The following is a 13144-nucleotide window of genomic DNA, read 5'->3' on the forward strand; positions in this document are numbered from 1 at the left end:
ACCCCCTGTAGAGTGAACGATATTTGAATGCGTTTACTAAATATTTAACTATTTCAAATTATAAAACATTTCTATCTGTTATGCTACAAAAATAATCATAATACACTGTACTACATCTGAGCTTGTCAGACTTAAACTTAAAATTCTAACTATTAGAGAATATATTGACTCTTCTTTTTATTGATTGTTAAGATTAAGTATTACATTTTCTCACATACTAATAAGAAAAGAATGTGTGATAATAATTCAGGTGTAGGAAGGGTACATAAGTATGTTTCAATTACAAAAGTATAACACTTCTGTGAAGCAAGAAATTTTGGCTGGCATCACAACTTTTTTTACATTTGCGTATATTCTTGTCATCAATCCGAAAATATTATCTGATGCAGGTGTACCATTTGATCAAGCATTTACGGCAACTATTATTGCGACAGTTGTTGGAACGCTATGTATGGCGTTTTTAGCTAACTATCCAATTGTTATTGCTCCAGCTATGGGAATGAATGCGTATTTTGCTTATTCTGTTGTTCAACAGGCAGAGGGGATTACATATGTCATTGCGTTTTCGGCAGTATTTGTAACAGGTATCATTTTTCTTTTATTATCGTTCACTTCATTTAGGCAAAAGCTAATTGTCGCAATTCCTGACAGTTTAAAACATGCGATTGCAGGTGGAATTGGGTTATTTATTGCTTTTATTGGATTACGTCTATCTGGAATTATCGTTGATCATCCATCTAACTTAGTTACGATTGGTGACTTCCATTCTCCAGCCGTTATTTTAACTCTAATTGGTTTAATATTAGCGGCGGTATTAATGGTATTACGTGTTAGTGGTGCATTGTTTATTAGTATGATTGTGACAGGGATTATTGCTTTCTTTACAGGGCAATTAAAGTTTGAAAATAACATTGTCGCAATGCCACATTTACCAGAAGGCATCATTGTTTCAAACCCTATCAATGCATTTTCGGATGTAATTCAATATGGGTTATATGGAGTTATTTTTTCATTCTTACTTGTACTTTTATTTGATACAACAGGTGCTTTACTAGGTTTAATTAAACAAGCAGGTTTAAATACAGATAACACCGAAAAGCGCTTTGGTAAGGCGTTCATTGCGGATGCAATTGGCGGGACGACAGGTTCTATCTTTGGGACAAGCCCGACAGCAGCGACAATTGAATCGTCAGCAGGAATTGCTGCAGGTGGTAAAACTGGATTGACAGGTATTGTGGTCGTTTGTTTAACGATTATAACGGCATTCTTTAGCCCTGTTATTGCCTCTTTATCAAGTGTAGCAGCTATTACAGCTCCTTCTTTAATTATAGTAGGTAGTTTAATGGCACAAAGCATTCGTGATATTAATTGGAATGAATTCGAAGATGCATTACCGGCATTTTTAATTTTCGTTGGTATTCCGTTAACATCTAGTATTGCGAATGGAATTGCAATCGGATTTTTAGTGTATCCAATTTTAAAAATTGCGAAGGGAAAAGGAATGGAAGTACATCCGTTACTATACTTATTTACAATTTTATTTGGATGTCATTTATTCTTATAATATAGATATAGAAAGGGGGCTTCTTATGAGAGGCCCTTTTTTGTGTATAATAAAGTGAAACTATAAACGGTGGGGCTTTTGTTCATTCCAACTGCTTAGCAGCCCTCACCAATCGGGTGTTTTACTATCCGTTAATGTAGGGTAAGGTGAAAATTAAATCAGTTACGTAAAATATAAATTACTTAATGGAATATATATGTTACAATAAAGGTAGAGGAGGAACATGAATGGCTGTAAGTAAAATAAAAGTCGCGCGTGTTCAGTTAGATTTAACACAGCAACAATTAGCAGAAAAAGTAGGCGTTACAAGGCAAACGATTAGTTTAATTGAGAAGGGGAAATACAATCCGTCTTTAGATTTATGTTTGAAAATTTGTTATGCAGTAGATAAAACATTGAATGATTTGTTCTGGGAGGAAAAGGAGTGATAGGGTGAAAATCGTGAAAGATGAACGTTTAATGATTGAGGGGTTAAAACATATTAGACTAGCTTTCATCTTACAAAATATCGTCATACTAGGTATTGTTTTTTATCGCTATGTTTTGCAAGGTGCAGGATATGAAAGTGTTTCAGATTTATTAATGGTATTTATGGGCGGGATAGTAGTTATTAACTTTTTAAACTTAAAAAATTCGGTGGAAGTGTATGAGCATACAGGGGGAGTATCGCGTAGTTATTTTATGAAGCTATTATTAATTCCAGTAGGTATTGTTATTGGAATTTTAGCTATTTGTATCGTGGCAACACCTGATATTTCGATAAAGGAAATTAGTTTGACAGCACTTATTATGTTTGCTTGTTTTTTAGTTCCTAGTTTGTTTATATACATATATATGAAAAAAATAAAAAGTGAAGATTGAAATATAAGAAAGGCTTTCCCATATTAGGAAAAGCCTTTCTTATATTTCTTTATACATTACTTTATGTAGTCCAAGTGTATCAATTTCAAAGATTTCACCATGCTCATGGAAACCTAATCGTTTGTAATAGTCTGTTACAGTGATTCGGCCATTACACCATAAAGTACTTGCACCACGTTCTTGGAGGATTTGTTCAGCTTTACGGATTAAAGAAGTGCCAGCACGCTGGTTTCGGAAGTTAGGTAATGTTGCCATTCCTCGTAGGCGATAATGGATACCAGTTTGTAAGTCTGGGTATAGTTCTTTTGAAAAGGAAGCGATACTAATAAGTTTATCGTTTAGAAACGCACCTAAGTGGAAGGAGTCTATTTCGTAGTCGGAAAGGTATTTACAATTTTTTAATGATTGATTAGGACGTAAAATTTTTTGGCGTAATAAGTATGTTTCAGATGCATCAATATGTTTCACTGTAATCATAATATCATCCTTTCTTATAGGCCCTTTTCTATAAGTTGTAAGAAGAAATATGTGGGTGCAATGAGAAGGCCTAGTATGCTAGCAGTTCCGAGAAGAAGCGAAAGTAAGAGACAAGTGTATTTGACTCCATTTGATTTTTTCCAGCCATAACTACAAATTTCAATGCTAACACCGATAAGAATAATGGCAATGAGTACTTCCGCTAATAATAAGAGAGCTAAAGTTACAATAGACATAATGTGATTCATCCCCATAATATATGATAGTAACATTTTACCATATGGAAATGAAAAAATGCCCCTCAATTATGTGAGGGGCATTTTCTATTCTAATATGCTTTTCATTGTATCAATATGTTCTTTTGAACCTGTTACAAGTAAAGTATCGCCATGCTGTAACTTCGTATCACCATGTGGAATTAATGCTTTATTACCACGGTAAATTTGAATAACAAGTACATCACCTAAAAACGGAAGGCGCCGAAGTGCTAAGCCGTTATATTTATTGCTTCGTAGTTCAACTTCACGTACCGTTTCATTTGCTGTTGTAATTAAGCGAACGAGACTTGGTTTATCAATAAGTGCACGTAATAAAATACGTGTAGAGTTAATAGTCGAGAATACAGCGATATGTTCTTGAGTCGCTTTTTCTTGTAGAAGCGGATCTTCTACACTTGCGATGACGTGTTCAACACCGAATTCTTTGGCGTGTTCTGCTAATGATAAGTTTTGTTCATCATCACTTGTCGCAACAACAACACGGTCTGCTTCGAAAGCTTTTTGTTCCATTAAAGATTGAATAGTAATCTCATCTAATTTTACAATAGGGAAGTCATGAGATTTCGCTTCATCATCATTTATTTTATTTTGACGCATCATATATAGTGTTACGTCATAATCTTCACGTTTTAAATCAAGTGATAACGGAAGGGTAATTCTGCTTGCGCCAATAATAGATACTCTAGGTTTTGGTGTTTCCACTTTTGGAAACATCTTGTTAAATAATATAGGTGCAAAAATACAAGTAATAACTGCACTTAAAATAAGGGATGCTGATAAACTTGGGCTAATGATGCCTAGCTTTTCACCGATTTGTGCAGCCGCAATAACTAAAGAAAGTGTTGATGTTAACAAAATAGCACTTCCGAGTACGATATTGCGTGGGTACCATTTTCGTAAGACGAGTGATGGTAACAGTTTTGAGATAAATAGTCCCACAATTAATATTGGGATCATTAGCATGCTAGAAGGCTCTTTAAAAATAGACCATACTTCTAGATTTACACCAACCATTACGAAGAAAATAGGGATGAAGAAACCATATCCGATGGAATCAAGTTTTTCAACCATATCTTCATTTGGTGATAATAAAGATACGAGTACACCTGCTAAAAAGGCTCCTAAAATGTTTTCTGCCCCAACAGATTCAGATAATCCAACTAATATTAAGATGAGTGCGAAAACAGCTCGTGTATCAATTTGTACACTACCGGCTTTTAAGCTTTCTAGGTATGGAATATTTTTAAAGCGTCTTGCGACAAAGTAAATTACAATACCAGCACCGAATAGAAGAAGTAGAAGCCACATGCTTTGGCCACTTTCGGAATTTAATCCGACGAATACAGCGAGTAAAATCATTGTAACTAAGTCTGCGATAACAGCGACTAATAAAATGATTTGCCCGATTGCAGTCTTTCCTAAGTTATTTTCTTTTAATGTTGGTACGACAACACCTAAAGAAATAGTTGAAATAATTAAAGTCATGAACATTGCATTGTCTACAAATCCTAGCCATACGAATATTAATGATAGGGCATAAGATAATATGAAAATAAATAAGAAGATAATGCTTGCTGCTTGGAATGTATTTGGTTCGTTTGTCGTATTCTTTTTCCCTTTTTGTTTAAAAATAGAAAAGTCAATTTCTAACCCACTTAAAAACATTAGGAAGATAAATCCTAGTGTCGATAAGACTTGAAGCCACATATCTGGCTCAATGATGTTAAACCCACTTTTACCTACAAAGATTCCTGCAATAATTTCTGCAACAACGACAGGAAGTGCTTTTAATTTAAAGCGTTGTAACAAAAGGGGAACGAAAAACGCGATTGCAACGACAACCATAAGTGATAGAACAGAAGTATGATGTTCCATTGCGTTCTCTCCCTTCGAATAAATATAGTACCTATTTAGCCATATAATAGGAAGAAAATCAACGCATATGGATTCGATTTCATAAAGAAAGAGTTTTCTTAACATTTGTCATAATAAGTATATTTTTCATGATTCTGTTGTGAATTCCGTAATGTGGATGTAATAGGGGAGGGGCATAAAAAAAGACTGCTGAGGAATCTCAGCAGTCTTTTTCATGCAAATTACATTGAGAAGAAGATCCATACAGTTAAACCAACTGTTGCAGTTGCAACGAAGAAACTGTATATCATTGTAAGAACTTGAATTCTTCCTTCTCCTTCTTTTAAATGCATGAACATAATTAATTGTAATAACGCTTGCGCAACAGCCATTATGATAATAGTTGTTAAAATCGTTGAAAGTGGCAGGGTTGTATAAAGTGCCACGTATAAAGCTAGAAACGTTAGTGCAAGCGATAAAATAAATCCGAAAACGTGTGACCATGGGAATCCGCTATGCGCATGCCCGTTTGCTTGATGGTTATTTTGACCCATTTACGCCACCATCCCGTTCAAGTAAACTAGTGTGTAAATAAAGACCCAAACAAGATCAAGGAAATGCCAGTATAAGCTGATAATGAATACTTTACGAGCTGTAACTGGTGTTAAACCTCGTTTTAAAATTTGGATAATAACACAAGTTGCCCAAATGATACCACCTGTTACGTGGGCTCCGTGCGTTCCAAGAAGAACGAAGAATCCAGATAAGAAAGCACTTGTTTGAATTGTTGCGCCTTCACCAACGTACATAATGAACTCTTCGATCTCGAAGAATAGGAAACCTGCACCTAAAAGTAATGTAAAGATGAACCATCCAAGCATTGCTTTTTGGTTGTGTTTACGCATTTCGTGAATTGCGATACCACATGTGAAACTACTTGTTAAAAGTAATAGCGTTTGAATTAAAAGTGTTTTAACTTCAAACAGTTGCGCTGGTGTTGGGCCATCTGCCGTACGACCAGCAAGGACTAGATAAGAGGCGAAAAGTGTTGCGAACAGCATAATTTCAGCCCCAAGAAAAATCCAGAATCCTAGGATATTCAATCTGCTTTGCTCGGATTGATATTCCAAAGGTAAGCTTTTATCTAAAGCCGCCATGTCATTTCACCTCTCATGCTATATGTTCTGTTTCTTTAATTTCATCAACACTTACATAGTAACCATCGTCATAATCGAATGAACGATAGATTAAGCAAGCTAAAATACCAACTCCACCGATTGCTGCAAGCCAGAACCAGCTAAATACTAATGCAAAACCTGCAAGACCGAAGAATCCAGACGCAATAATAGGCACACCAGAATTACTTGGCATGTGAATTGGTTTGATGTCTTCTGCAGCTGGTGTAACTGTTTCTCCGCGTTGTTTCATGTACCAGAAAGCATCAGCTTCTTTAATTTCAGGAAGTTTCGCGAAGTTGTAATGTTGTACAGGAGATTGAGTTGCCCATTCAAGTGTACGGCCGTCCCATGGATCTCCAGTAACGTCACGTTCACCATGACGTGCACTCCAAATTACGTTGTAACAAAGAAGTACGAATCCGATACCCATCATTACTGCGCCGACAGATGCGATTTGGTTCAACCAACCCCATCCAAGGCTTTCAGAGTAAGTATACATACGACGAGTCATACCGTCTAATCCTAAGAAGTACATTGGGAAGAAACAGATGTTAAATCCGCTCATAAAGATCCAGAATGTCCATTTACCTAGACGTTCATTTAGCATATGACCTGTCATTTTTGGATACCAGAATGTGAATCCAGCAAGCATAGCGAATACTGTACCTGCAATTAATACGTAGTGGAAGTGAGCGACTAGGAAGTAGCTGTTATGGTATTGATAATCAGCTGCTGCCATTCCAAGCATAACCCCTGTAACTCCACCAACTACGAAGTTTGGAATAAATGCCAATGACCAAAGCATTGGCACTGTAAAACGAATACGTCCTTTATACAGTGTAAACAACCAGTTAAAGATCTTAACCCCGGTTGGAATCGAAATCGCCATTGTCGAGATCGAGAAGAATGAGTTAACCGCTGGACCTGCACCCATCGTGAAGAAGTGGTGAAGCCATACGACGAAACTTAGTAAAGAAATTGCAACCATTGAGTATACCATCGCACTGTAACCGAATAGACGTTTACGTGAGAATGTACTAATGATTTCAGAGAAAATACCGAATGCCGGTAAAATAACGATATATACTTCAGGGTGACCCCATACCCAGAATAGGTTGGCCCACAACATTGGCATACCGCCGCTCGCCATCGTAAAGAAGTGAGCATCGAATAGACGGTCAAATGTCATTAATGCAAGAGCAACTGTTAATACTGGGAAAGCAAAAATAATGATAATTGTTGTAATTAAGATTGACCAAGTAAACATTGGCATTTTCATTAATTTCATACCAGGTGTACGCATTTTTAAGATCGTAACTAGGAAGTTAATACCTGTCATTAACGTACCAAGACCTGAAATCTGTAAGGCGATTGCATAGAAGTTATTTCCTACACCAGGAGAAAACTCTGTACCCGCCATTGGGAAGTAAGAAGTCCACCCAGCGTCTGGAGAACCACCGATTACGAAAGCGATGTTGAATAACATTGCTCCGATAAAGAATAACCAGAAACTTAAAGCGTTTAAGAACGGATATGCAACGTCACGAGCACCAATTTGTAATGGTACTACAAGGTTCATTAATCCCATAACGAATGGCATTGCCATGAAAAGAATCATTACTGTACCATGTGTTGTAAAGATTCCGTTATAGTGTTCAGCGTTTAAATATGTTGTATCTGGGAATGTTAACTGGGCACGGATCATTAAACCATCCATACCACCACGGAATAACATTATAACGGCAGAAATAATATACATGGCCCCTATTTTTTTATGGTCAACAGTTGTTAACCATTCATCCCAAAGCCATCTCCATTTTTTGTACTTTGTTAGTACGAAAAGAATCGCTAATGTCACAAGAACGATAGATGCGTCAGCTCCGTAAATAATCGGGTCACCTGTGACAAAAAATTCATCAAGCTTCACTGTGTTCACTCCAATCTGTTGGAATAATAGCTATTATTTTTTGTTTTTGTAGTAGTTGTAATCACAATATTCAAGTGATTTTGGATCTACATAACTTAAGTGGTGGCTAGAGAATGTCATACGACCAACTACACCAGGTTTAACAATTTCGTTGTACTTATCTTCTGTTAGTTTAGGAGCAGTTTGTTGTACTTCTTTTACCCACTTGTCATACTTTTCTTTTGTTTTTGCTTCAACTTCGAATTCCATGTGAGTAAATCCTTCACCTGAGAAGTTCGAGCTACGACCTAGGTAAGAACCTGGTTTGTCAGCTTGTAAAAATAAGTCCATGATCATGCCATCCATTGTATACTTCATACCACCAAGTTCTGGTACCCAGAAAGCATTCATTGGACCTACAGAAGTAAGCTTAAATTGAATTGGTACACCAGCTGGGATGTTTAAATAGTTAACGGTTTCAATTTTTTCCTCCGGGTAACTAAATAACCATTTCCAGTTTGCAGATGTAACATAAATTTCAACTGGTTTAATATGTTTGGACTCTTGCGGAACCTCTTCCGAAGCATAAGTTGCTTTAACTGTTGGAATCGATAATGCGATAACGATAATAACAGGAATAATCGTCCAAATGATTTCTAATAATGTGTTACCGTGTTGATCAGGTGGCTCATAGTCCATATTCTCTGGTTTTTCACGATAACGAATCAAGATGACTGTAAACAAAATGAATACAATTGCGATAATTAATGACATAAGCAAGAATGACCAAACAATTAAATCATACTGTGCTTTTGCAACAGGTCCTTGCGGGTTTAATACTGCGAGTTTTTTATCACAGCCACCGAGGAACAGAAGTAATGATAACGGAAGAAGTGAAGCCAACTTCCAAAACGTTTTCTTTAGTTGCACGATTGAAAATCTCCTTTCTCCTTGGATTGAAACTATGCCAATAAAACAATATAAACCTATTAATTTATAGAAGGCAATAGTTTTTGTCATATTGTTAAAAAATAGACACAAATGCACACTTTTTAAGGTGAATATCATTTGTAACTTGATAACATTGTAAACTATTTTCCAGAGAAAAACATGATTGTGGAAATTTTAAGATAAATAAAGTTATACCAAGATATCCAAGAAATAGAAAAAAGCTATCTTATTATAAGAAAGATAGCTGAATATTTTGTATATTTAGTTTATTCCCTGAGTTATATTTTTTTTCTGTTCAAATGTGACAGCTTTTTTATATTTTACTTGGTATAAAATGTAACAAATAATCATAAATGGAATCCCACAATAAAGAGCGATTCTCTGATCTGGAATGAAAGCTAAACTAACAAATGTAATGAAATTGAGTGAGAAAGCTACGATTGGAACTATTGGATAAAGTGGTGTACGGTATTTTAAATCATTTATGTCGCCGCCGTTTTTCACGAAATTTCTACGGAAGAAAAACTGTGAAGCTGCAATCGACATCCAAACAACAACAGCAGCCATTGCTGCAATAGAAGTTAAAATTAAAAAGACAGTATCTGCTGCAAATATACTTGTTAATAAAGAAAGGCTCGCGAAAATCAGACTGAAAATTAACGCATTTAGTGGTACACCTCTTTTAGTTAACTTCGTAAAAGCTGGACTAGCCATGCCTTGTTTTGCCATCGCCCAAAGCATACGAGAATTTGCGTATAGACCAGAGTTAGCTACGGATAATACAGCTGTAATAATAACAAAGTTCATAATGTCCGCTGCATAAGGGATACCAGCCACATCAAATACAAGTACAAATGGACTTTCAACTAGATTAGCCTCTTGCCATGGGAGTAAGCCGACAACAACTGAAATTGCTAAGACGAAAAAGAATAGAGTACGCCAAATTGTATTTTTGATTGCTTTTGGAATTGTTTTTTCAGGATTTTCACTTTCTCCTGAAGCAATTCCGATAAGCTCTGTTCCTTGGAATGAGTAATTAACTGTAATCATCGTAAGAAGAACAGCTAATGCACCGTTTGGAAATAGCCCGCCATTTTCAGTGAAATTGTGAAGCATTGGAGCTGGCTTTCCATTAAAATCGAGGAGACCAAACATAACCGCTCCTCCAAGAACGATAAAGATAACGATCGTTGCCACTTTTACGCTAGCGAACCAAAATTCAGCTTCTGCATATGCCTTTGCTGATAAAGCGTTCACAAGAAAGAGTACTACTGCAAAAGTAACACACCAAATCCAAGAAGAAACGTCTGGAAACCACCGTTTCATTAAAATGCTAACAGTCGTTAACTCTACTCCAACTGTAACAGCCCAATTTAACCAATACATCCAACCGACAACAAATCCAAAACCAGGTGAAATAAATTTGCTTGCGTAACTTTGGAAGGAACCCGCTTCTGGCATAGCTACTGATAATTCGCCAAGACATAACATCGTTAAATACATAACGAAACCACCGACTAAAAATGCGAGAATAGCTCCGCCTGGTCCTGCATTATGGACGATTTGTCCAGAACCCATAAATAATCCCGTTCCAATGACTCCACCAAGTGCGATCATGAATAGGTGTCTACTTTTCATTGTTCGTTTTAAATCTGTTTGTTCTACTTGTTGGTTCATATGCCCCTCACCCCATATTTTCTTGTATGTGTTAACTTGATTTCATTCTGGGCTTTTAATCATTAGTGGGGGATGAAAAACATACTCGGCTTATTTTGTTGTGAACTGAGTATGTAAAAGATAACTATGACTAAATACCTTAGAATGTTTATTAACCTAGTGAAAGAAATTTAATTCCTTCACCAGGTTAATAATTTTCATTTTAGCAAAAAATTCTGAAAAAGTATATTGTTTTTTCTTTTTATTAAAAATAATTAGAATTTTAAAACGATATTTGTGAATAATAATTCACAGAATCTTTCTAGCAAACTAGTAAGAAGAAAGGTACAATGATAAGAGTTGTGTCTGTAAAATAATAATTAATGGAGTTTTGTTTATAATGAAAAAGCTAAAATATCTTTTTGTTTTTGGAATTATACTAGCTGCCGCGTTTTTTATAGGGAAAGATAAAATTATACAAAAGGCGCAAGTGCTACGCTTAGATTTTCTATCTGAAATGAAAGAAGCGGCTATGATTGAAGATGTTCCATTTATAAAACAATTACCAGAATTACCCCGTGGATGTGAAGTGACCAGTTTAGCTATGTTGCTGCAATATAAAGGTGTACAAGTAGATAAGATGCAGCTTGCTAGTGAAATTCATCGTGTTCCATTTGAACAAAATGGTTTGCGTGGAAATCCTTACGAGGGATTTGTTGGAAATATTTATACGAAAAACGAGCGAGGATACGGTGTATATAATCAACCGATCTTTAATTTAGCAGAAAAGTATGTTCCTGAAAAAGTAATTAATTTAACAGGTAGAGATATGCAAGATATATATAAAGTAATTAGTTCTGGTTCTCCGGTATGGGTCATTATTAATACAACGTTTAAACCATTAGCCGAAAGTAGTTTTGAAACATGGAATACAAACTCAGGTAAAGTGAAAATTACATATTATGAACATAGTGCAGTAGTAATTGGATATGATCAAAACTTTGTATATGTAAATGATCCTCTTAAAAATAATCCACGTTTCGCTGTTCCGCGAGCAGAATTTGAGAAAGCTTGGGAGCAAATGGGGAAACAAGCAATTACTATTTTGTAATAATGAAAAAGTCATCTTTTGGATGGCTTTTTATTTTTAAGTTTATAATATAGAAAATTCAGAAGATTCTTTTAAAAGTTAACAATTCACGTTATAATGACATTTAACTTGATGAAGAAGGGGAGTAGAAAAATGGATGTCGCAAAGGAACTTGTTTTGTTAAAAAATCAGTTGATTGAGTGGAGGAGGCACTTTCATAAATATCCTGAGTTATCTTTTCAAGAAGAAAAAACATCTCAATTTGTATTCGACATACTTCGGAAAATCCCATATTTAGAGGTATCAAAGCCTACTAAATATAGTGTAATGGCAAGACTAATCGGTAAACAACCGGGTAAAACAATTGCGGTTCGAGCAGATATGGACGCTCTTCCTATTCATGAAGAAAATGATTTTGATTTTATTTCTACATATTCAGGTGTGATGCATGCGTGTGGTCACGATGGGCATATGGCGATATTACTTGGGGTTGTACATAAGTTAGTAGAAGAAAGAGAAAAAGTTAAAGGAGAAATTCGCTTTTTATTTCAGCATGCAGAAGAAAACTTTCCGGGCGGTGCAGAGGAAATGGTCGCAGCGGGAGTGATGGCAGGTGTGGATTACATTATTGGTGCTCACCTTTGGGCGTCGTTAGAGGTTGGGAAAGTAGGGGTAATTTATGGTCCGGCGATGGCGGCACCGGACGTTTTTAAAATTACGATAGAGGGAAAAGGTGGGCATGCTGGAATTCCGCACGAAACAGTTGATAGTATCGCCATTGGTGCGCAAGTAGTTTCGCAAATCCAGCAAATTGTATCTCGCCTCACGAACCCGTTAGATTCTCTCGTAGTATCTGTTACGCAATTTCATTCTGGGACAACCCATAATGTTATCCCGGAACAAGCGGAGATTGAGGGGACAGTGAGAAGTTTAAGGCATGAATTAAGAGAAGACACAAAGAAGAAGCTTGAACGGATTGTCAAACATATTACAGAATCCTACGGTGCTAAGTATACATTTTCTTATGAATATGGATATCGACCAGTTGTGAACGATTATGAAGTTACAGAGCTTATCGAACATACGGCATTACAGCTTTATGGAAGAGAAAGGGTTGTTCGTTTACAACCAACGATGGCAGGAGAAGATTTTTCAGCATTTTTACAAAAGGCACCAGGGACGTTCTTTTTTATAGGGGCAGGAAATGAAGAGAAGGGAATTATATATTCGCATCATCACCCTCGTTTTACAATTGACGAAGACGCATTACCAATTGGAGTGGAAGTCTTTGTATCATCCATTATGAATTTTATAAGTAAAGGAGAATGA

13 protein-coding genes are annotated in these 13144 nt (G+C 36.1%); 5 read left to right on the forward strand and 8 right to left on the reverse strand.

Annotated elements, in window-relative coordinates:
* The first annotated feature begins 271 nt into the window (after positions 1 to 271).
* The 3 genes from BAU27_RS24305 to BAU27_RS24315 all read left to right on the forward strand — a co-directional run bounded on the left by BAU27_RS24305 (position 272) and on the right by BAU27_RS24315 (position 2425).
* Positions 272 to 1564: an NCS2 family permease gene (locus BAU27_RS24305; RefSeq protein WP_071743728.1), complete on the forward strand. Its 1293-nt coding sequence runs from the start codon at positions 272 to 274 to the stop codon at positions 1562 to 1564.
* Between the two features lie 227 nt (positions 1565 to 1791).
* A complete protein-coding gene (locus BAU27_RS24310) occupies positions 1792 to 1992 on the forward strand; it encodes a helix-turn-helix transcriptional regulator (RefSeq protein WP_000301182.1) in 201 nt (66 codons plus the stop codon).
* 4 nt (positions 1993 to 1996) lie between these two features.
* Entirely contained in the window at positions 1997 to 2425 is a 429-nt protein-coding gene (locus tag BAU27_RS24315) for a hypothetical protein (protein ID WP_071743727.1), read from the forward strand.
* Positions 2426 to 2464: 39 nt separating this feature from the next.
* Here the strand turns inward: BAU27_RS24315 and BAU27_RS24320 are convergent, their stop codons facing one another.
* The 8 genes from BAU27_RS24320 to BAU27_RS24355 all read right to left on the reverse strand — a co-directional run bounded on the left by BAU27_RS24320 (position 2465) and on the right by BAU27_RS24355 (position 10746).
* Entirely contained in the window at positions 2465 to 2902 is a 438-nt protein-coding gene (locus BAU27_RS24320) for a GNAT family N-acetyltransferase (protein WP_071743726.1), read from the reverse strand.
* Between the two features lie 14 nt (positions 2903 to 2916).
* Positions 2917 to 3174, reverse strand: a complete 258-nt coding sequence (locus tag BAU27_RS24325; RefSeq protein ID WP_071772226.1) for a DUF4022 family protein — start codon at positions 3172 to 3174, stop codon at positions 2917 to 2919.
* 51 nt (positions 3175 to 3225) lie between these two features.
* Positions 3226 to 5055: a monovalent cation:proton antiporter family protein gene (locus tag BAU27_RS24330; protein ID WP_071743724.1), complete on the reverse strand. Its 1830-nt coding sequence runs from the start codon at positions 5053 to 5055 to the stop codon at positions 3226 to 3228.
* Between the two features lie 221 nt (positions 5056 to 5276).
* A complete protein-coding gene (qoxD, locus tag BAU27_RS24335; protein WP_071772227.1) occupies positions 5277 to 5588 on the reverse strand; it encodes a cytochrome aa3 quinol oxidase subunit IV in 312 nt (103 codons plus the stop codon).
* Positions 5589 to 6191, reverse strand: a complete 603-nt coding sequence (gene qoxC / locus BAU27_RS24340) for a cytochrome aa3 quinol oxidase subunit III (protein WP_002174913.1) — start codon at positions 6189 to 6191, stop codon at positions 5589 to 5591.
* A 13-nt stretch (positions 6192 to 6204) separates the two neighbouring features.
* Positions 6205 to 8139 carry a cytochrome aa3 quinol oxidase subunit I gene (gene qoxB, locus BAU27_RS24345; protein ID WP_071743722.1) on the reverse strand — a complete coding sequence of 645 codons (1935 nt, stop codon included), beginning with the start codon at positions 8137 to 8139 and terminating at the stop codon, positions 6205 to 6207.
* Between the two features lie 33 nt (positions 8140 to 8172).
* Positions 8173 to 9048: a cytochrome aa3 quinol oxidase subunit II gene (locus tag BAU27_RS24350; protein ID WP_071772228.1), complete on the reverse strand. Its 876-nt coding sequence runs from the start codon at positions 9046 to 9048 to the stop codon at positions 8173 to 8175.
* Between the two features lie 282 nt (positions 9049 to 9330).
* Entirely contained in the window at positions 9331 to 10746 is a 1416-nt protein-coding gene (locus tag BAU27_RS24355; RefSeq protein WP_071735679.1) for an amino acid permease, read from the reverse strand.
* Between the two features lie 379 nt (positions 10747 to 11125).
* Between BAU27_RS24355 and BAU27_RS24360 the strand changes: the two genes are divergently transcribed.
* Together BAU27_RS24360 and BAU27_RS24365 are read left to right on the forward strand one after the other, a co-directional pair.
* A complete protein-coding gene (locus BAU27_RS24360) occupies positions 11126 to 11836 on the forward strand; it encodes a C39 family peptidase (protein ID WP_071772229.1) in 711 nt (236 codons plus the stop codon).
* Positions 11837 to 11968: 132 nt separating this feature from the next.
* Positions 11969 to 13144, forward strand: coding sequence for an amidohydrolase (locus BAU27_RS24365; RefSeq protein ID WP_071772230.1), 1176 nt, complete (start codon positions 11969 to 11971; stop codon positions 13142 to 13144).

Origin of the sequence: Bacillus sp. NH11B (genome assembly GCF_001884205.1) — a bacterium.
Classification (GTDB): domain Bacteria; phylum Bacillota; class Bacilli; order Bacillales; family Bacillaceae_G; genus Bacillus_A; species Bacillus_A proteolyticus.